This window comes from Pseudomonas zeae (assembly GCF_014268485.2).
In the GTDB taxonomy this organism is placed as follows: domain Bacteria; phylum Pseudomonadota; class Gammaproteobacteria; order Pseudomonadales; family Pseudomonadaceae; genus Aquipseudomonas; species Aquipseudomonas neuropathica.
Genome location: NZ_CP077090.1, coordinates 1,325,574 through 1,344,875 on the forward strand (window position 1 = coordinate 1,325,574; position 19,302 = coordinate 1,344,875).

At 59.1% G+C, this 19,302-nt stretch carries 25 protein-coding genes; 15 read left to right on the forward strand and 10 right to left on the reverse strand.

All coding sequences use genetic code 11. The features are described 5' to 3' along the window. Nucleotides 1-166: 166 nt before the first annotated feature. The 5 genes from HU754_RS05695 to HU754_RS05715 are packed head-to-tail and all read left to right on the forward strand — an operon-like array spanning nt 167 to nt 3,936. A complete protein-coding gene (locus HU754_RS05695) occupies nt 167-574 on the forward strand; it encodes a FagA protein (protein ID WP_095049750.1) in 408 nt (135 codons plus the stop codon). Next, nucleotides 555-1,931 (forward strand): class II fumarate hydratase, encoded by a 1,377-nt coding sequence (locus HU754_RS05700; RefSeq protein WP_186624817.1) that lies wholly within the window; start codon nt 555-557, stop codon nt 1,929-1,931. The genes HU754_RS05695 and HU754_RS05700 overlap by 20 nt, the downstream gene beginning before the upstream one ends. Nucleotides 1,932-1,958: 27 nt before the next feature. Continuing rightward, nucleotides 1,959-2,399 carry a DUF2753 family protein gene (locus tag HU754_RS05705; protein WP_186624818.1) on the forward strand — a complete coding sequence of 147 codons (441 nt, stop codon included), beginning with the start codon at nt 1,959-1,961 and terminating at the stop codon, nt 2,397-2,399. A gap of 1 nt (nt 2,400) precedes the next feature. Next, the gene (locus HU754_RS05710) at nt 2,401-3,012 is read left to right on the forward strand and encodes a superoxide dismutase (protein ID WP_116254665.1); all 612 of its coding nucleotides are present in this window, start codon (nt 2,401-2,403) and stop codon (nt 3,010-3,012) included. A 30-nt stretch (nt 3,013-3,042) separates the two neighbouring features. After that, nucleotides 3,043-3,936, forward strand: a complete 894-nt coding sequence (locus HU754_RS05715) for a ZIP family metal transporter (RefSeq protein WP_186624819.1) — start codon at nt 3,043-3,045, stop codon at nt 3,934-3,936. A 94-nt stretch (nt 3,937-4,030) separates the two neighbouring features. Here HU754_RS05715 and HU754_RS05720 read toward each other — a convergent pair whose 3' ends face one another. The 10 genes from HU754_RS05720 to HU754_RS05765 form a co-directional block, all read right to left on the reverse strand. Further along, nucleotides 4,031-4,306 carry an HPr family phosphocarrier protein gene (locus HU754_RS05720; RefSeq protein ID WP_186624820.1) on the reverse strand — a complete coding sequence of 92 codons (276 nt, stop codon included), beginning with the start codon at nt 4,304-4,306 and terminating at the stop codon, nt 4,031-4,033. 15 nt (nt 4,307-4,321) lie between these two features. Further along, nucleotides 4,322-5,179 carry an RNase adapter RapZ gene (gene rapZ / locus HU754_RS05725; protein ID WP_038357533.1) on the reverse strand — a complete coding sequence of 286 codons (858 nt, stop codon included), beginning with the start codon at nt 5,177-5,179 and terminating at the stop codon, nt 4,322-4,324. 2 nt (nt 5,180-5,181) lie between these two features. Beyond that, nucleotides 5,182-5,646: a PTS IIA-like nitrogen regulatory protein PtsN gene (gene ptsN, locus HU754_RS05730; protein ID WP_186624821.1), complete on the reverse strand. Its 465-nt coding sequence runs from the start codon at nt 5,644-5,646 to the stop codon at nt 5,182-5,184. Between the two features lie 11 nt (nt 5,647-5,657). Continuing rightward, a complete protein-coding gene (hpf, locus tag HU754_RS05735; RefSeq protein ID WP_008085073.1) occupies nt 5,658-5,966 on the reverse strand; it encodes a ribosome hibernation-promoting factor, HPF/YfiA family in 309 nt (102 codons plus the stop codon). A gap of 73 nt (nt 5,967-6,039) precedes the next feature. Then, nucleotides 6,040-7,533: an RNA polymerase factor sigma-54 gene (locus tag HU754_RS05740; protein ID WP_186624822.1), complete on the reverse strand. Its 1,494-nt coding sequence runs from the start codon at nt 7,531-7,533 to the stop codon at nt 6,040-6,042. A 187-nt stretch (nt 7,534-7,720) separates the two neighbouring features. Then, the gene (gene lptB, locus HU754_RS05745; protein ID WP_008085069.1) at nt 7,721-8,446 is read right to left on the reverse strand and encodes an LPS export ABC transporter ATP-binding protein; all 726 of its coding nucleotides are present in this window, start codon (nt 8,444-8,446) and stop codon (nt 7,721-7,723) included. Then, nucleotides 8,446-8,991 (reverse strand): lipopolysaccharide transport periplasmic protein LptA, encoded by a 546-nt coding sequence (lptA, locus tag HU754_RS05750; protein ID WP_150650087.1) that lies wholly within the window; start codon nt 8,989-8,991, stop codon nt 8,446-8,448. The genes lptB and lptA overlap by 1 nt, the downstream gene beginning before the upstream one ends. Then, nucleotides 8,978-9,550 (reverse strand): LPS export ABC transporter periplasmic protein LptC, encoded by a 573-nt coding sequence (gene lptC / locus HU754_RS05755; RefSeq protein WP_038357537.1) that lies wholly within the window; start codon nt 9,548-9,550, stop codon nt 8,978-8,980. Before lptC ends, lptA begins: the two co-directional genes overlap by 14 nt. An 8-nt stretch (nt 9,551-9,558) precedes the next feature. Continuing rightward, nucleotides 9,559-10,083: a KdsC family phosphatase gene (locus HU754_RS05760; RefSeq protein ID WP_095049755.1), complete on the reverse strand. Its 525-nt coding sequence runs from the start codon at nt 10,081-10,083 to the stop codon at nt 9,559-9,561. Beyond that, nucleotides 10,083-11,057 carry a KpsF/GutQ family sugar-phosphate isomerase gene (locus HU754_RS05765; protein WP_186624823.1) on the reverse strand — a complete coding sequence of 325 codons (975 nt, stop codon included), beginning with the start codon at nt 11,055-11,057 and terminating at the stop codon, nt 10,083-10,085. Before HU754_RS05765 ends, HU754_RS05760 begins: the two co-directional genes overlap by 1 nt. A 275-nt stretch (nt 11,058-11,332) precedes the next feature. Here HU754_RS05765 and HU754_RS05770 point away from each other — a divergent pair, with 275 nt between their 5' ends. From HU754_RS05770 to hisC, 10 genes are all read left to right on the forward strand, one after another. Then, a complete protein-coding gene (locus HU754_RS05770) occupies nt 11,333-12,142 on the forward strand; it encodes an ATP-binding cassette domain-containing protein (protein WP_007912403.1) in 810 nt (269 codons plus the stop codon). Next, complete coding sequence (gene mlaE, locus HU754_RS05775; protein ID WP_003221704.1) at nt 12,142-12,939, forward strand: lipid asymmetry maintenance ABC transporter permease subunit MlaE; 798 nt, start codon at nt 12,142-12,144, stop codon at nt 12,937-12,939. Before HU754_RS05770 ends, mlaE begins: the two co-directional genes overlap by 1 nt. Beyond that, nucleotides 12,939-13,406, forward strand: a complete 468-nt coding sequence (mlaD, locus tag HU754_RS05780; protein WP_007912400.1) for an outer membrane lipid asymmetry maintenance protein MlaD — start codon at nt 12,939-12,941, stop codon at nt 13,404-13,406. The genes mlaE and mlaD overlap by 1 nt, the downstream gene beginning before the upstream one ends. Before the next feature lie 11 nt (nt 13,407-13,417). Further along, nucleotides 13,418-14,065, forward strand: coding sequence for an MlaC/ttg2D family ABC transporter substrate-binding protein (locus tag HU754_RS05785; RefSeq protein ID WP_186624824.1), 648 nt, complete (start codon nt 13,418-13,420; stop codon nt 14,063-14,065). Further along, nucleotides 14,062-14,367, forward strand: coding sequence for an STAS domain-containing protein (locus HU754_RS05790; RefSeq protein ID WP_034154488.1), 306 nt, complete (start codon nt 14,062-14,064; stop codon nt 14,365-14,367). The genes HU754_RS05785 and HU754_RS05790 overlap by 4 nt, the downstream gene beginning before the upstream one ends. A gap of 115 nt (nt 14,368-14,482) precedes the next feature. Further along, on the forward strand, nt 14,483-14,722 hold the full coding sequence (locus tag HU754_RS05795) for a BolA family protein (protein ID WP_093435986.1): 240 nt from the start codon (nt 14,483-14,485) through the stop codon (nt 14,720-14,722). A 22-nt stretch (nt 14,723-14,744) separates the two neighbouring features. Further along, nucleotides 14,745-16,010: a UDP-N-acetylglucosamine 1-carboxyvinyltransferase gene (murA, locus tag HU754_RS05800; RefSeq protein WP_007912385.1), complete on the forward strand. Its 1,266-nt coding sequence runs from the start codon at nt 14,745-14,747 to the stop codon at nt 16,008-16,010. Nucleotides 16,011-16,137: 127 nt separating this feature from the next. After that, nucleotides 16,138-16,773 (forward strand): ATP phosphoribosyltransferase, encoded by a 636-nt coding sequence (gene hisG, locus HU754_RS05805; RefSeq protein WP_007912384.1) that lies wholly within the window; start codon nt 16,138-16,140, stop codon nt 16,771-16,773. 125 nt (nt 16,774-16,898) lie between these two features. Continuing rightward, complete coding sequence (gene hisD, locus HU754_RS05810; protein WP_186624825.1) at nt 16,899-18,236, forward strand: histidinol dehydrogenase; 1,338 nt, start codon at nt 16,899-16,901, stop codon at nt 18,234-18,236. Nucleotides 18,237-18,239: 3 nt separating this feature from the next. Beyond that, nucleotides 18,240-19,292: a histidinol-phosphate transaminase gene (hisC, locus tag HU754_RS05815; protein ID WP_186624826.1), complete on the forward strand. Its 1,053-nt coding sequence runs from the start codon at nt 18,240-18,242 to the stop codon at nt 19,290-19,292. The last annotated feature ends 10 nt before the right edge of the window (nt 19,293-19,302 follow it).

A 19,302-nucleotide genomic window follows, 5' to 3' on the forward strand; every position in this document is an offset into this window, starting at 1 on the left:
AAACCAATGTGGGAGCGAGCCTGCTCGCGAAAGCGATTTCACGGCCGACCGCAGTGGTGATCGGCACGACGCCTTCGCGAGCAAGCTCGCTCCCACAAAGGCTGCTCTTGTTTTGGTTCTCATTATCATCTAATAATAAATCTCATTATCGGATGAGCCCCGGATCATGAGTTCTGCCTTGCACGAGCAGCCGTACCTCGAAAGCTGGCGCTGGATGAGTCGCCAGATCCGTTGCGCGATGGATCCCGACGAACCGCGCCTGATCGAACACTATCTGGCCGAGGGCCGGTATCTGGCCTGTTGTACGGCGACTTCTCCCTGGACCATCGCTGAAACTTCCTTCCGTCTGCTGCTCGACACGGCCACCGATATCGCCTTGCCGTGGCACTGGCGCAGCTTCTGTCTCGATCAAGCCTGGCGTCCGCTGCGTGAAATGGAGCGCCTGTCCCTGTGCAAATGCCGGCTCCAACGTTGGCAACGCTATACCTGGCAGCTCGCCACCTGCGAACTGCTGCCCTCGATTCCTCTTATTGAACTGGTGCAAGGATTTTCAGATGACCAAGACACGTATTGAGCGCGACAGCATGGGCGAACTGCAGGTGCCGGTGGACGCTCTCTACGGCGCGCAAACCCAGCGCGCGGTGGATAACTTCCCGATTAGCGGCAAACCGATGCCGCCGCAATTCATCCGCGCGCTGATCCTCGCCAAAGCCGCCGCCGCCCGCGCCAACGTTGAACTCAACCAGATCAGCGCCGCCCAGGGCAAAGCCATCAGCGATGCCGCGCAAGGCTTGCTCGAAGGCGACTTCATGCCGCATTTCCCGGTGGACATCTTCCAGACCGGTTCCGGCACCAGTTCCAACATGAACGCCAACGAAGTGATCGCCACCCTGGCCAGCCGTCTGCTCGGCGAGCCGGTCAACGCCAACGATCACGTCAACTGCGGGCAGAGCAGCAACGACATCATCCCGACCACCATTCACGTCAGTGCTGCGCTGGCCCTGCACGAACAACTGCTGCCGGCGCTGCTGCACCTGGTGCAAGTGATCGAGCACAAAGCCACGCACGTACATCGCCACGTCAAAACCGGCCGCACGCATTTGATGGACGCGATGCCGGTGCGCATGAGCCAGGTACTGAACGGTTGGGCGCAGCAGCTCAAGGCCAACATCAGTCATCTGCAGGATTTGCTGCCAAGCCTGCAATCCCTGGCGCAGGGTGGCACGGCGGTCGGCACCGGGATCAACGCGCATCCTGAATTCGCCGCACGTTTCAGCCGCCAGTTGAGTCAATTGACCGACGTGGAATTCACCCCGGGCAAGGATCTGTTCGCGCTGATCGGCTCGCAGGACACCGCCGTCGCCGTCTCCGGCCAGCTCAAGGCCACTGCGGTGTCGCTGATGAAAATCGCCAACGACCTGCGCTGGATGAACTCAGGCCCGCTTGCCGGCCTCGGTGAAATCGAACTCGAAGCCCTGCAACCGGGCTCGTCGATCATGCCGGGCAAAGTCAATCCGGTGATCCCGGAAGCCACCGCCATGGTCGCCGCACAAGTGATCGGCAACGACTCGGTGATCACCATTGCCGGTCAGTCGGGCAATTTCGAACTGAACGTGATGCTGCCGATCATCGCGCAGAACCTGCTGAGCAGCATCGAGCTGCTGGCCAATTCCAGCCGCTTGCTCGGCGACAAAGCCATCGCCAGCTTCAAGGTGAACGAGTCGCGCCTTAAAGAAGCGTTGTCGCGCAACCCGATTCTGGTGACCGCGCTCAACCCGATCATCGGTTACCAGAAAGCCGCCGAAATCGCCAAGCAGGCCTACAAGGAAGGCCGTGCGGTAATCGACGTCGCCCTGGAACACACCGACCTGTCGCGCAGCCAACTGGAAGAGTTGCTCAACCCCGAGAAACTCACCGCCGGCGGCGTGTAAACCCCGCAACCGCTTTGGAGGCTCACCATGGAGCACTGGAAACGCACGATCGAACGGGCCAATCGCTGCTTCATGCTCGGCGAACTGATCGACGCCCGTGAGGCTTACCTGCAAGCCCTGGCCCTGGCGCAAGTGTTGTTCGAACGCTGGGCGGATGCCGACGAAGCGGTGGCGGCTTGCGTCATCTCCCACCACAACCTGGCCGATCTGCACTTGCGCCTGAATCAGCCGGAGGAGAGCGCCGAATACCTCTGCGCCATCCATCAACGCTTGTTGCAGACCATGCAGGACGAACGTCAGCGCCTGGCCTTGCGTGAAGCGGCGCTGCGCCAGAGCAGCAAGACTTACGTCGAGCTGTTGAATTTCATCAGCGAGCACGGTGAATACCCGCGCACCCAACGCCTGCTGCATCCGGATACCGGCAATGCGCGCTGCGCGCCGGCCCCCCATCACCATGGAGTCCATTGAAATGGCTTTTACCTTGCCTGCCTTGCCTTACGCCTACGACGCGCTCGAACCGCACATCGATGCGCAGACTATGGAGATTCACTACACCAAGCATCACCAGACCTACATCAACAACCTCAACGCCGCCGTAGAAGGCACTGAATACGCCGAATGGCCGGTAGAAAAACTGGTCGCCAGCGTCAAGGATCTGCCGGAAAAACTCCGTGCGGCAGTGATCAATCAGGGCGGCGGTCACGCCAATCACTCGCTGTTCTGGGAAGTCATGGTGCCAAGCGGCGGCGGCAAACCGGACGGCGCGTTGGCCAAAGCCATCGATGAACAATTGGGCGGCCTCGACAGTTTCAAGGAAGCCTTCACCAAAGCCGCACTGACCCGTTTCGGCAGTGGCTGGGCCTGGCTGAGCGTGACCCCGGAGAAAAAACTGCTGGTGGAAAGCAGCGGCAACCAGGACAGCCCCTTGATGAACGGCAACACGCCGATTCTCGGTCTCGATGTCTGGGAGCACGCCTACTACCTGCGGTATCAGAACCGTCGGCCGGAATACATCAACGCCTTTTATAACGTGATCAATTGGCCTGAAGTCGCTGCGCGTTATCAGGCTGCGCTGGTTTAAGTCTTCTATAAAAACAATCCAAGGCTGACTATGGGCACTGAAACGCTGGCGATCGGAAGTGGGCGTATGTTTCGTTACGCAGTGGGATCGCTGTTGCTGTTGGCGGGCATGACTTTGCTGGTCGCCCACGGACTGGAATGGCTGAATCTTGAGCCGAGGCTGTTGCGCGCGTTGCAGGGCGGCGCGATCTGCGCCCTCGGCACGGCGCTCGGGGCTGTGCCAGTGCTGGTGATCCGGCGGATGCCGCAGACACTCAGTGATACCTTGCTGGGTTTTGGTGCCGGGGTGATGCTCGCGGCGACGGCGTTTTCGCTGATCGTGCCGGGCATTGCTGCCGCCGAAAGCCTCGGACTGACACCGTGGGGGGCCAGCGGCCTGATCTGCTTCGGCATCATGCTGGGTGCGTTCGGGCTGTATCTGGTCGATCGCAAGGTTTCCGGCGCGTCCCCGGAAATGCTCGTCGGCACCGTCGAGCATCCGGTGATTCCACCACGGATCTGGCTGTTCGTGTTCGCCATCATTGCCCATAACATCCCTGAAGGCATGGCCGTCGGCGTTTCTGCTGGCGGCGGCATGCCGGATGCGGACAGCCTGGCCATGGGTATCGCTTTGCAGGATGTCCCGGAAGGTCTGGTGATTGCGCTGGTGTTGGCCGGGGCGGGGATGTCGCGGGTCAGGGCGTTTCTGATCGGCGCGGCGTCAGGTCTGGTCGAACCGGTGTTTGCGTTGTTATGTGCGTGGCTGGTCAGTCTTGCGCAGGTGCTGTTGCCATTAGGACTAGCTCTGGCGGCGGGGGCGATGTTGCTTGTGGTGACCCATGAAGTGATTCCCGAGTCGCGACGCAATGGTCATGACAAACTGGCCAGTCTTGGCCTGTTGATCGGGTTTTGTCTGATGATGGTGATGGATACGGCGTTGGGTTGAAGCAGAGCAAAAGACCGCAGCCTGCGGCAGTTCCTGCAGGGAACGTATTCCAATGCAGGCGCTGCAGCAGGCTGCGATGTTTTGACTTTGGCTGTCAGCCGCCTTCGTCGAAGTAGTTGTTGATCAACGCCACCAGTGCATCCAGCGCTTCCTGATCCTTTTCACCTTCGGTGCTCAGATAGATCTTGGTGCCCTTGCCAGCCGCTAGCATCATCATCGCCATGATGCTTTTGCCATCAACCGTGGTCTCTGGTGTACGACCCACTCTGATCGTGCAATCCGGATACTGCCCGGCCACTCCAACAAACTTGGCCGATGCGCGGGCATGCAGGCCCAGCTTGTTGATGATTTCGATTTCCAGAGCAGGCATCGCGGTGTGAATCCTTTAAGTGAGGTCGCGGTGGCGAACCTGGACGTTCTTCAGGGTTTTCTGCAGGGCCTGACCCAGACGTTCGGTCAGGTAGACGGAGCGGTGATGCCCGCCGGTGCAGCCAATGGCAATGGTGACGTAAGCGCGGTTGCTCGCGGCGAAGCGTGGCAGCCACTTGTGCAGGTAGGTGAAGATGTCCTGAAACATTTCTTCGACCTCCGGCTGTGCCGCCAGGTATTCAGCCACCGGCGCATCGAGACCCGATTGCGCGCGCAGTTCCGGCTTCCAGTACGGATTGGGCAGGCAGCGCACATCGAACACCAGGTCCGCATCCACCGGCATGCCGCGCTTGAAGCCGAAGGACTCGACCAGAAATGCGGTCCCCGGCTCCGGCTGGTTCAGCAGACGCAGCTTGATGGAGTCGCGCAACTGGTACAGGTTCAGATTGGTGGTGTTGATCTTCAGGTCCGCGAGGTCGGCAATCGGGCCGAGCAGGGCGGTTTCATCCTGGATCGCCTCGGCCAGTGAGCGGTTGGCGTTGCTCAGCGGGTGACGACGGCGGGTTTCGGAGAAACGCTTGAGCAGGGTTTCTTCGTCGGCATCCAGATACAGGACGTCGCACTGGATGTGTTTGGCCCGGACATCTTCAAGCAGTTCGGGAAAGCGTGTCAGGTGGCTCGGCAGGTTGCGCGCATCGATGGACACGGCTACCAGCGGCTGCGCCAGTTCCGTGTGAATCAGCGCGCGTTCGGCCAGTTCCGGCAGCAAGCCTGCGGGTAGGTTGTCGATGCAGTAATAGCCGTTGTCCTCAAGGACATCCAGAGCCGTACTTTTACCCGAGCCGGAACGGCCACTGACGATGATCAAGCGCATGATTAGTGCCCGTTCTGCTCGTCCAGGACAACCTGATACAACGCTTCATTGCTTGGAGCGCTGCGCAGTTTTTCACGCACTTCCTTGCGATCGAGCATGCTGGCGATCTGGCGCAGCAGCTCCAGGTGCGCATCGGTGGCAGCCTCCGGGACCAGCAAAACAAACAGCAGGTCAACCGGTGCGCCGTCAATGGCGTCGAAATCAATCGGAGCATCAAGGTGCATCAGCGCACTGATCGGTGCAGTGCAACCCTTGAGGCGGCAATGGGGAATGGCGATGCCGTTACCAAAACCGGTGGAACCGAGTTTTTCACGGGCAATCAACGCCTCGAAGACATCTTGCATCTCCAGATCCGGCACTTCGCGGGCGATCAGGTTGGCAATTTGTTCGAGGGCTTTCTTTTTACTGCCGCCCGGCACGTTCACGAGGGAACGGCCGGGGGTCAGGATACTTTCAAGTCGGATCATGGGGTGGGGGGTTATCGACCGGTAGCGCCCTGGAGCAGGCTCTGGGTCTTTTCCTTATGCTTTTTGAGTTGTTTATCCAGCTTGTCGGTCAAGGCGTCGATCGCCGCGTACATATCGGTATGTTCCGCGTTGGCGACCACTTCGCTGCCGGGTATATGCAAGGTGGCTTCGATTTTCTGCTTCAGCTTTTCGACGCACATCGTGACTTGCACGTTGGTGATCTTGTCGAAATGGCGCTCCAGTCGTTGGAGTTTTTCCTCAATGTAGGAACGCAGAGGTTGGGTCACTTCCAGTTGGTGTCCACTGATGTTGACTTGCATACAGCTTCTCCTTCGTTGCCAGTGCATAAAGCGGCAGGCTGGATAGCCTGCCACTGGAACGCTGTAACGTGGCTTACATCAACCGCTTGCGTTCGCTCGAAGGCGCGATCCCGAGGGATTCGCGGTACTTGGCGACGGTGCGGCGAGCCACCTGAATGCCTTGTGCCTCCAGTAAACCAGCGATCTTGCTGTCACTCAACGGCTTTTTCTGATTTTCCGCGGCAACCAGTTTTTTGATGATCGCGCGGATCGCCGTGGACGAGCATTCGCCGCCTTCGGAGGTGCTGACGTGGCTGGAGAAAAAGTATTTCAGTTCATAAATACCGCGCGGGGTATGCATGAATTTCTGCGTTGTCACCCGGGAAATGGTCGATTCGTGCATGCCGACCGCTTCAGCGATGTCGTGCAGGACCAACGGCTTCATGGCCTCGTCGCCGTACTCCAGAAAACCGCGCTGATGCTCGACGATCTGGGTGGCTACTTTCATCAGGGTTTCGTTGCGGCTCTGCAGGCTCTTGATGAACCAGCGGGCTTCCTGCAACTGATTGCGCATGAAGGTGTTGTCGGCGCTGGTGTCGGCACGGCGGACGAAACCGGCGTACTGGGCGTTGACGCGCAGACGCGGCACCGATTCCTGATTCAGCTCGACCAGCCAGCGCTCGTTATCCTTGCGCACGATGACGTCAGGGACAACGTATTCGGCTTCAGTGGATTCGATTTGCGAGCCAGGGCGCGGATTGAGGCTTTGTACCAGTTCGATGACCTGGCGCAGCTCGTCTTCCTTGAGCTTCATGCGGCGCATCAACTGGCTGTAATCGCGGCTGCCGAGCAGGTCGATATAATCGCTGACCAAACGTTTCGCTTCAGCCAGCCAAGGCGTCTTGGCGGGTAGCTGACGCAATTGCAGTAGCAGGCATTCACTAAGGTTGCGCGCGCCGATACCAGCAGGTTCGAATTGCTGAATGCGGTGCAGGACGGCTTCGATTTCATCGAGTTCGATGTCGAGTTCCGGATCGAACGCCTCGAGGATTTCTTCGAGGGTTTCGTCCAGGTAGCCCTGATTGTTGATGCAATCGATCAGGGTCACGGCGATCAGGCGATCGGTGTCGGACATCGGTGCCAGGTTCAGTTGCCACAACAGGTGGCTTTGCAGGCTCTCGCCGGCGGACGTGCGGGTGGTGAAGTCCCATTCGTCGTCATCGCTGCTGGGCAGGCTGCTGGCGCTGGTCTGATAGACGTCTTCCCAGGCGGTATCGACCGGCAGTTCGTTGGGGATACGCTCGCTCCAGTCACCTTCCTCCAGGTTGTCCACCGTCGGCGCGGTTTCCTGATACGAGGGTTCCTGGATCTCGGTGTTGGGCTTCTGTTCGGCGTTGTCGGCCATGGGGTCGGAATTGTCGAAGTCGTCGCCTTCTTCCTGGCGTTCGAGCATCGGATTGGATTCCAGAGCCTCCTGGATTTCCTGTTGCAGATCCAGGGTCGACAATTGGAGCAGGCGGATGGCCTGTTGCAGCTGCGGTGTCATCGTCAGCTGCTGGCCCATTCTCAAGACTAGCGATGGTTTCATGGCAGGGGCTTAACACCTTATTCGCCGGCGCTATGCGCCATCCACTACAGGGCGCCGAAGCGCCAAACTTAAGCAAATTATATGCCTGAAACTGAAGTGTTTGCCTAGAGCGCTGTAACAATTAAAGCGTATTAATTCCTGCTTGAATCGATACAGCGCCCGGGCGGCGCACCGGGCACTGTTACGCTTACAAGCGGAACTCGTGGCCCAGATACACTTCCTTGACCAGATCGTTGGCCAGGATGGTTTCTGCATCGCCTTCGGCGATCAGTTGACCATCGTTGACGATGTAAGCGGTTTCGCAGATGTCCAGCGTCTCACGGACGTTGTGGTCGGTGATCAATACACCGATGCCCTTGGCCTTGAGGTGGTGGATGATCTGCTTGATGTCGCCGACCGAGATCGGATCGACACCGGCGAACGGTTCGTCGAGCAGGATGAATTTCGGTGCCGTTGCCAGCGCGCGAGCGATTTCCACCCGGCGACGTTCACCACCGGACAGGCTCATGCCAAGGTTGTCGCGGATGTGGCTGATGTGGAATTCCTGCAGCAGGCTTTCCAGCTCCTTGCGACGGCCGGCCTTGTCGAGCTCCTGACGGGTCTCGAGGATGGCCATGATGTTGTCGGCCACCGACAGTTTGCGGAAGATCGACGCTTCTTGCGGCAGATAGCCGATACCGGCCTTGGCGCGACCGTGCATCGGCTGGTGGCTGACGTCCAGATCGTCGATCAGCACGCGACCCTGATCGGCCTGTACCAGGCCGACGATCATGTAGAAGCACGTAGTCTTGCCAGCGCCGTTCGGGCCGAGCAGGCCGACGATCTGGCCGCTGTCGATCGACAGGCTGACGTCACGCACGACCTGGCGGCTTTTATAGGCCTTGGCCAGGTGCTGAGCTTTCAGAGTTGCCATTACTGGGGTTTCTCGTCGGTTTTCTTCTTCGGCTGGATCACCATGTCGATGCGTGGACGCGCCTCGGTGACCTTGCTGCCGGTAGCGCGACCAGCGCTGGCCAGTTTCTTCACGGTGTCGTAGACGATTTTCTCGCCCTGAGTGACGTTGCCGTCTTTGTCGACGACCTTGGCCTTGTCGATCAGCACGACGCGGTTTTGCTGGGCATGATATTGAATCGTCACGCCGTAGCCTTGAACCGGTTTGGTGTCGCCCTGGGTTTGCAACTGCTCGAAATAAGCCAGGTTGCCCACGGAGGTCACCACGTCGATATCTCCATTCGGCGCGCGAGTCATAGTGACGGTGTTGCCTTTAACGATCATCGAACCTTGGGTGATGATCACATCACCTTTATAGGTGGCGATGCCGTTCTTGTCGTCCAGTTGGGCGTCGTCGGCCTGAATGCGGATAGGTTGCTGCTGATCGTTCGGCAGAGCCCAGGCGCTCACGCTTCCCAGTGCTGCGCCCAGACTGAGCAAAATAGGGAGGGTTTTAACGAGCCTCATACTGTCCTCTTACGTTCGATAGCAGGTGTATCCTGCTTTCCTTCAGGTACGCTTTCATTCCAACGCCAGTCGATACACCGCCAGCGCCGTCGATTCTAACGGGTTGCTCGGTCTGCGCATATTCCTGCTGCGGGAACACGGTCATGCGAGTGGACGTGATCAGGATGTCACGCTTCTTTTCATCGGTGCGCGCAACGCGTACCGAGTCGATCAGTTCGACTTCGGTGCCGCCTGAGTTCACTTCACCGCGCTCACTGGTCACGTGCCACGGAAATTCTGTTCCGCGATACATGTTCAGGTCGGGTTTGGTCACGAGCGTGACGTCGGTTGCCTTCACGTGCTCGGCTTTTTCGGACGTCATCTCATACTGCACCTTGCCATCCGGCAGGTATTGCAGGGTATGCGTGTTGGTTGCATACCAGTCGATAGGCGTTTCAACCGAGGTGACCGGTGGTTTGTCGAGAAAGCGTTCCGGGCTGATATTCCAATAGCCGACCGCTGCGAAAATCGCAGCGATGCAGCCGAACAGCAGGAAGTTACGAAATTTTTTGCTGAACATGGTTTGGCTCACAGGTACGCGGCGTTGGCCGCATCGAGGCGGCCCTGGGCGCGCAGGATCAATTCGCAGAATTCGCGAGCGGCACCTTCGCCACCACGGGCGCGGGTAACGCCATGGGCGTGTTCGCGGACGAAATCGGCAGCGTTGGCCACGGCCATGCCCAAGCCTACCCGGCGAATCACCGGCAGGTCGGGCAGATCGTCACCGAGGTAGGCGACTTCTTCATAGCTTAGGCCCAGTTGCGCAAGCAGGCCGTCGAGCACGACCAGTTTGTCTTCTCGGCCCTGAAACAGGTGGGGAATCCCCAGGTTTTTCGCTCGACGTTCAACGACGGGTGTCTTGCGACCGCTGATGATAGCGGTCTGCACGCCGGCGTTCATCAGCATTTTGATACCTTGGCCATCGAGGGTGTTGAAGGTCTTGAATTCGCTGCCGTCTTCAAGGAAGTACAGGCGCCCGTCGGTGAGGACGCCGTCGACGTCGAAAACCGCCAGTTTGATCGCTTTGCCGCGTTGCAGCAGATCGTTGCTCATTACATGACTCCTGCGCGTAGCAGATCGGAGAGGTTGAAGGCGCCGACCGGGCGATCTTCCTCGTCTACGACTACCAATGCGTTGATTCGGTGATCTTCCATGATTTTCAGGGCTTCGGCGGCCAGCATTTCCGGGCGGGCAGTCTTGCCGTGGGCCGTCATTACCTGGTCGATGGTGGCGCTGCGGATGTCGATGCTGCGATCCAGCGTGCGGCGCAAGTCGCCGTCGGTGAAGATCCCGGCGAGTTTACCGTCGGTTTCAAGGATGACGGTCATGCCCAGACCTTTACGGGTCATTTCCATCAGTGCGTCCTTGAGCAGCGTGCCGCGTTGGACTTGCGGCAACTCTTGTCCGGCGTGCATGACGTTTTCCACTTTCAGCAGCAGGCGACGGCCGAGGGCGCCACCCGGGTGCGAGAAAGCGAAATCTTCGGCGGTGAAGCCGCGTGCCTCCAGCAGTGCCACGGCCAGCGCATCGCCCATGACCAGTGCTGCGGTCGTCGACGAGGTCGGCGCAAGGTTCAGCGGGCAGGCTTCATGCTCGACATGAACATTGAGATTGACCTCGGCAGCCTTGGCCAGCGGCGATTGCGGGTTGCCGGTGACGCTGATCAACTGGATGCCCAGACGTTTGATCAACGGCAGCAGGGTTACGATTTCATTGGTCGAGCCGGAGTTCGACAGGGCCAGAATCACATCCTCACGAGTGATCATGCCCATGTCGCCATGACTGGCTTCGGCCGGATGGACAAAAAAGGCCGGGGTGCCGGTGCTGGCCAGGGTGGCGGCAATCTTGTTGCCGATGTGCCCGGACTTGCCCATGCCAACCACGACTACACGGCCTTTACTGGCCAGAATCATCTCGCAAGCGCGTACGAAATCGGCGTCGATATGGGGCAACAAGCCTTGTACGGCTTCCACTTCGAGTTGGATGGTGCGTTGTGCCGATTGAATCAGGTCGCTGGATTGGCTCATGTCAGAAATCGTATAGCCCGATGAAAAGGCGGCGATTATAGCGGTTATGTTGCAAAGCCTCACGCAAGTTCGTCGTGCTTTGTCATTACTCGTTACCAAAACCCGGGAAAAGAGCCCGCGCACCTGTCATATCGCCGAACACAGGCTGGTACAAGCCTTGGGCGCGTAGCCTTTGCAGTGATATAGTTCGCCGCCAGTTCGGCCTGCCCGGGATGTACGTACTTTTTAAGTAAAGACAGGCGTCCGAGTGAGAGGCTGCATCGCAAGGAGTTTAGATGAGTGCCGATAACGCCTACGCGGTCGAGCTGAAGGGAGTCTCCTTCAAGCGCGGTGCGCGCAGCATTTTCAATAACGTCGATATTCGCATCCCGCGCGGCAAGGTCACCGGCATCATGGGACCTTCCGGGTGTGGCAAGACCACGCTGCTGCGATTGATGGGGGCACAACTGCGCCCTGCCAGCGGCGAAGTCTGGGTCAACGGCCAGAACCTGCCTGCGCTTTCGCGCAGCGATCTGTTCGATGCGCGAAAGCACATGGGTGTGCTGTTTCAAAGCGGCGCACTGTTCACCGATCTCGATGTTTTCGAGAACGTGGCTTTCCCCCTGCGTGTTCATACCGATTTGCCGGAAGAAATGATCCGCGACATCGTCCTGCTCAAATTGCAGGCGGTCGGTCTGCGCGGTGCCATCGAGTTGATGCCGGACGAACTGTCCGGTGGCATGAAGCGCCGCGTCGCACTGGCGCGAGCGATTGCGCTCGATCCGCAGATTCTCATGTACGACGAGCCGTTCGTCGGGCAGGACCCTATCGCCATGGGCGTGCTGGTCCGCCTGATCCGCCTGCTCAACGATGCACTGGGGATCACCAGTATCGTGGTGTCCCACGATCTGGCCGAAACCGCGAGCATTGCCGACTACATCTATGTCGTCGGTGATGGTCAGGTGCTGGGGCAGGGTACGCCGGACGAGTTGATGAACTCGGACGAGCCGCGTATCCGTCAGTTCATGACCGGCGATCCCGATGGCCCGGTGCCGTACCATTTTCCAGCGACGGATTACCGCGCAGATCTTCTGGGGAAGCGCTGATGCGCAGAATTTCATTAATAGAACGCGTACGCCGGTTCGGCGAGGCGGCGATCGATGCCGTCGCGGTGTTCGGTCGTGCGACGCTGTTTCTGTTTCACGCGTTGTTGGGTCGCGGTGGCATCAGCGGTGGCTTCGGCCTGCTGGTCAAACAGCTGCACTCGGTCGGCGTGATGTCGCTGGTGATCATCGTCGTTTCGGGTATTTTCATCGGCATGGTGCTGGCGCTGCAGGGCTTCAGCATTCTGTCGAGTTACGGTTCGGAGCAGGCGGTGGGGCAGATGGTTGCGCTGACCCTGCTGCGTGAACTCGGCCCGGTGGTGACGGCGCTGTTGTTCGCTGGTCGTGCCGGTTCGGCACTGACCGCCGAGATCGGCAACATGAAGTCCACCGAACAGCTGTCCAGCTTGGAAATGATCGGTGTCGATCCGCTCAAGTACATCATTGCTCCGCGCCTGTGGGCCGGCTTCATTTCCCTGCCAGTGCTGGCGATGATTTTCAGCGTGGTAGGCATCTGGGGTGGCTCGTGGGTGGCTGTCGACTGGCTGGGTGTGTATGAAGGCTCTTATTGGGCGAACATGCAGAACAGCGTGAATTTCACCAGTGACGTGCTCAATGGCGTGATCAAAAGTATTGTTTTCGCCTTTGTAGTGACCTGGATTGCCGTATTCCAAGGCTATGACTGTGAGCCCACTTCCGAGGGCATCAGTCGTGCTACCACCAAGACCGTGGTGTTTGCCTCGCTGGCAGTGCTCGGCCTGGACTTTATTCTGACCGCTTTGATGTTTGGAGATTTCTGATGCAAAACCGCACCCTGGAAATCGGTGTCGGCCTGTTCCTGCTGGCAGGGATCCTGGCTTTGTTGCTGCTTGCTTTGCGGGTCAGTGGTCTGTCTCCGACGTCGACCACCGACACCTATAAACTTTATGCCTACTTTGACAATATCGCCGGTTTGACGGTCAGAGCCAAAGTGACCATGGCCGGTGTAACCATCGGCAAGGTCACGGCAATCGATCTGGATCGCGACAGCTTCACCGGTCGGGTCACCCTGCAAGTGGATAAAAAGGTCGACAATCTTCCGACCGACTCCACAGCGTCTATCCTGACCGCTGGTCTGCTGGGCGAGAAGTACATCGGTATCAGCGTTGGCGGAGAAGACAAGCCGCTGAAGGATGGTGGAACCATCCACGACACGCAGTCGTCACTGGTACTGGAAGACCTTATCGGTAAATTCCTGCTCAATACCGTTAGCAAAGACGCCAAATGAGGAGCTTTTGAATGATCTCTATCTTGCGACGCAGCCTGTTGGTGTTACTGGCGGCCCTGCCGTTGATGGGTAACGCCGTGGCTGCTGCGACTTCGGCACATGATCTGGTTCAGGACACAACCACCCGGTTGCTGGCTGACCTGGCTGCCAACAAAGAGAAATACAAGAAGGATCCGACGGATTTCTACGCGGCACTCAACAACATCGTCGGGCCCGTGGTAGATGCCGAAGGCATTTCCAAGAGCATCATGACGGTCAAGTACTCGCGCAAGGCCACGCCGGCGCAGATGAAGACCTTCGAAGAAAACTTCAAGAAAGGCCTGTTCCAGTTCTACGGTAACGCCTTGCTCGAGTACAACAACCAGGGCATCACCGTCGACCCTGCCAAGGACGAATCGGGCGATCGCACCAGCGTAAACATGACCGTCAAGGGCAGCAGCGGCGCAATCTATCCTGTGCAGTACACGCTGGAGAAGATCAACGGCGAGTGGAAACTGCGCAACGTGATCATCAACGGCATCAACATCGGCAAACTGTTCCGTGACCAGTTCGCCGACGCGATGCAGCGCAATGGCAACGATCTGGACAAGACCATCAATGGTTGGGCCGGTGAAGTGGCCAAGGCCAAAGAAGCCACCGAAAAGAAACCCGCGCAATGAACGAGGCCGCAGTTCGTATGAGTGATGTCGACGAGCTACTGCTCAGCGGAGTGCTGGACTATCGCACCGGCGCTGACCTGCGCAAGCAAGGCCAGGCGCTGATCAAGTCCAGCAAGGCCTCTTCGCTGGTGATCGATTGCTCGGCGGTGAAGAAGTCCAGCAGCGTCGGTTTATCGTTGCTGCTGTGCTTCATGCGCGATGCGAATGCGGCCGGCAAGGCTGTCAGCATCCGTGCGATGCCCGAAGACATGCGCGAAATTGCTCAGGTCAGTGAACTGACCGAACTGTTGGCGCACCCCTGAACCCACATCTATAAAGAAGCCCCCCGTCAGAGTCCTGCCATGCGGGGTTCGCAGGCGCGGGGCTTTTTTGTATGATGTCCGACCCGTGCGCACAGGGCGCCGATTGAGGTTGAGCATGCAGGCCGTAGAAGTGAAGAGCTTCCTTGAAGGAAAGCTGCCCGGAACGTTGGTAGAAGTTGAGGGCGAAGGCTGCAATTTCCTGCTGAACGTGATTAGCGATGAACTGGCGGCGTTGAGCCCGGTGAAGCGTCAGCAGCAGGTCTATGCCCATTTGAACCCATGGATCACCGATGGCAGCATCCATGCGGTCACTATGAAATTTTTCAGCAGCGCGGCCTGGGCCGAGCGCACCTGAGCCTAAGGGCGTCGAGATTCTTATGGATAAATTGATTATTACCGGTGGCGCTCGTCTTGATGGCGAGATCCGCATTTCCGGCGCAAAAAACTCCGCCCTGCCGATCCTGGCCGCCACCCTGCTGTGCGATGGCCCGGTGACCGTTGGCAACCTGCCGCACCTGCACGACATCACCACCATGATCGAGCTGTTCGGTCGCATGGGCATCGAGCCGGTGATCGACGAAAAACTCAGCGTCGAAATCGACCCGCGCACCATCAAGACCCTGATCGCCCCGTACGAACTGGTGAAAACCATGCGTGCGTCGATCCTGGTACTGGGCCCGATGGTTGCTCGTTTCGGTGAAGCCGAAGTGGCACTGCCTGGCGGTTGCGCCATCGGTTCGCGTCCGGTTGACCTGCACATCCGTGGCCTCGAAGCCATGGGCGCGGTGATCGACGTTGAAGGCGGCTACATCAAGGCCAAGGCGCCTGAAGGTGGCCTGCGCGGTGCGCACTTCTTCTTCGATACCGTCAGTGTGACCGGTACCGAGAACATCATGATGGCCGCTGCTCTGGCCAAGGGCCGCAGCGTGTTGCAGAACGCCGCCCGTGAACCAGAAGTGGTTGACCTGGCGAACTTCCTCAACGCCATGGGCGCCAAGGTGTCCGGCGCTGGTACTGACACCATCACCATTGATGGCGTCGAGCGTCTGGGTTCGGCTTTCTATAAGGTCATGCCTGACCGTATCGAAACCGGCACCTATCTGGTCGCCGCTGCCGTGACCGGCGGTCGCGTCAAGGTCAAGGACACTGATCCGACCATCCTCGAAGCCGTTCTGGAAAAACTCCGTGAAGCCGGCGCAGAAATCACCTGCGGTGAAGACTGGATCGAGCTGAACATGCACGGCAAGCGTCCGAAAGCGGTCAACGTGCGCACCGCGCCGTACCCGGCGTTCCCGACTGACATGCAAGCGCAGTTCATCTCGCTCAACGCCATTGCCGAAGGCACCGGTGCCGTGATCGAGACGATCTTCGAAAACCGTTTCATGCACGTGTACGAACTGCACCGCATGGGCGCCAAGATCCAGGTCGAAGGCAACACCGCTATCGTCACCGGTACTGAAGTTCTGAAAGGCGCGCCAGTCATGGCGACCGACCTGCGCGCTTCGGCCAGCCTGGTAATCTCGGCACTGGTTGCCGAAGGCGATACTTTGATCGACCGCATCTACCACATAGACCGTGGTTACGAGTGCATCGAAGAAAAACTGCAGATGCTGGGCGCCAAGATCCGTCGCGTTCCGGGCTGATTGCTGCATTGGGACACAGGGACGTGTCCGTTGAATTCGTTTTGAGTCGAGCCGGTTTCCGGCTCGATGTGTGTCCGGCGCCGATTGCGACCGGACATGAGTACCTTGATAAGGACTGACGTTTCCCATGTTGACCATCGCACTGTCCAAGGGCCGCATCCTTGACGACACCCTGCCGCTTCTTGCCGAAGCGGGCATCGTGCCGACCGAGAATCCGGACAAGAGCCGCAAGCTGATCATTCCCACGACCCAGGACGACGTTCGTCTGCTGATCGTGCGTGCCACCGATGTGCCGACTTACGTCGAGCATGGCGCGGCCGACCTCGGCGTTGCCGGCAAAGACGTGTTGATGGAATACACCGGCCAGGGCCTCTACGAGCCACTGGATCTGCAGATCGCCCAGTGCAAGCTGATGACCGCCGGCAAGATCGGCGCGCCGGAGCCAAAAGGCCGTCTGCGCGTGGCGACCAAATTCGTCAATGTGGCCAAGCGTTACTACGCCGAGCAGGGCCGTCAGGTCGACATCATCAAGCTCTACGGCTCGATGGAACTGGCACCGCTGATCGGTCTCGCTGACAAGATCATCGACGTGGTCGACACCGGCAACACCCTGCGCGCCAACGGTCTGGAACCTCAGGAACTGATCGCCACGATCAGCTCGCGCCTGGTGGTCAACAAGGCTTCGATGAAAATGCAACACGCCCGAATCCAGGCGTTGATCGATACCCTGCGCAACGCAGTGGAATCGCGACACCGCGGCTGATTCACCTGCGCGACGTTAAGTCGCGCCCGTCTATCCGCCTCATAGCCAGAATCTCAGGTGCCCAAGCGGAAACGACTGCTAAGTTAGGGCGCCTGAGTTTTTGCCATTCCTATGAGGCTCTCGCTATGACCGCAACGACTGCAATTCGCCGACTCAACGCTGCTGACCCGGATTTCGCGCATCATCTGGATCATCTGCTGAGCTGGGAAAGTGTGTCTGACGACTCGGTCAATCAGCGAGTGCTGGACATCATCAAGGCTGTGCGCGAACGCGGTGACGCGGCGCTGGTCGAGTTCACCCAGAAGTTTGATGGCCTTGAAGTCGCTTCGATGGCTGACCTGATCCTGCCGCGTGAGCGTCTGGAACTGGCTTTGACCCGCATCACCGTGCCCCAGCGCGAAGCCCTGGAAAAAGCCGCGGCCCGTGTGCGCAGCTATCACGAAAAACAGAAGCAGGATTCCTGGAGCTACACCGAAGCCGACGGCACCGTGCTGGGCCAGAAGGTCACGCCGCTGGATCGCGCAGGCCTGTATGTGCCGGGTGGCAAGGCGTCGTACCCGTCGTCGGTGCTGATGAACGCGATTCCGGCCAAGGTCGCCGGCGTGACCGAAGTGGTCATGGTCGTGCCGACCCCGCGCGGTGAAATCAATGAGCTGGTGTTGGCTGCTGCGTGCATCGCCGGCGTCGATCGGGTGTTCACCATCGGTGGCGCACAAGCGGTTGCCGCGTTGGCCTACGGCACCGAAAGCGTGCCGAAAGTAGACAAGGTTGTTGGCCCGGGCAACATCTATGTCGCCACTGCCAAGCGCCACGTGTTCGGTCAGGTCGGCATCGACATGATCGCCGGCCCTTCGGAAATCCTCGTGGTGTGCGATGGCCAGACCGATCCGGACTGGATCGCCATGGACTTGTTCTCGCAAGCCGAGCACGACGAAGACGCCCAGGCGATTCTGGTCAGCCCGGATGCCGAGTTCCTCGACAAGGTCGCTGCGAGCATCGACAAGCTGCTGCCGACCATGGATCGCGCAACGATCATCGAAACCTCGATCAATGGCCGTGGCGCGCTGATTCATGTGAAAGACATGGCGCAAGCGATCAAAGTCGCCAACCGCATCGCTCCGGAACACCTGGAATTGTCGGTCGCCGATCCGCAAGCCTGGCTGCCGCAGATCCGCCACGCCGGCGCGATCTTCATGGGCCGTCACACCTCCGAAGCGTTGGGCGATTACTGCGCTGGCCCGAACCACGTGCTGCCGACCTCCGGCACCGCGCGGTTTTCTTCGCCGCTGGGCGTGTACGACTTCCAGAAGCGTTCGTCGATCATCTTCTGCTCCGAGGCCGGTGCTTCCGAGCTGGGTAAAACGGCGTCGGTATTGGCCCGTGGCGAGTCGCTGAGCGCCCACGCGCGCAGTGCTGAATACCGCATCAAAGACGAAGACTTTCTACAAGGGCAGGGGAACTGAGCGATGAGCAAATTCTGGAGCCCGTTCGTTAAAGATCTGGTGCCGTACGTGCCGGGCGAACAGCCGAAGCTGACCAAACTGGTCAAGCTCAACACCAACGAAAATCCGTACGGCCCGTCGCCAAAAGCTTTGGCGGCGATGCAGGTCGAACTCAACGACAACCTGCGCCTGTACCCGGATCCGAACAGCGACCTGCTGAAAACCGCCGTCGCCCAGTATTACGGTGTGCAGAGCAATCAGGTTTTCCTCGGCAACGGTTCGGACGAAGTGCTCGCGCACATTTTCCACGGATTGCTGCAACACGATAAGCCACTGTTGTTCCCGGACATCAGTTACAGCTTCTATCCGGTTTACTGCGGTTTGTACGGCATCGAGTTTGATGCGGTGCCGCTGGACGCGCAGTTCCAGATCGATCCGGCCGACTATGCCAAGCCGAATGGCGGGATCATCTTCCCTAACCCGAACGCGCCAACCGGCTGCCTGCTGGCGCTGGACGCGGTTGAGCAGATCCTCAAGGCCAGCCCGGATTCGGTAGTGGTTGTGGATGAGGCGTACATCGACTTCGGCGGCGAGACGACGATCAGTCTGGTGGACCGTTATCCGAACCTGCTGGTTACACAGACCCTGTCCAAGTCGCGCTCTTTGGCGGGTTTGCGCGTTGGTCTGGCGGTCGGCCATCCCGATCTCATCGAGGCGCTGGAGCGGATCAAGAACAGCTTCAACTCCTATCCGCTGGATCGTCTGGCGATTGTCGGTGCGGCTGCCGCATTTGAGGATCGTGAGTATTTCGACAAGACTTGCCGTCTGGTCATCGAGAGCCGTGAGTGGGTGATTGCACAGTTGCAGGCCAAGGGTTTTGAAGTGCTGCCGTCGGCGGCTAACTTCATTTTTGCCCGGCATCCGCAGCATGATGCGGCGGGGCTGGCGGCCAAGCTGCGTGAGCAGGGCGTGATCGTGCGGCACTTCAAGCAGGCGCGGATTGCGCAGTTCCTGCGGGTTTCGATTGGCACGCCGGAGCAGAATCAGGCGTTGATCGACGGGCTTGGCGACCTCTAAAAGCAAAAGC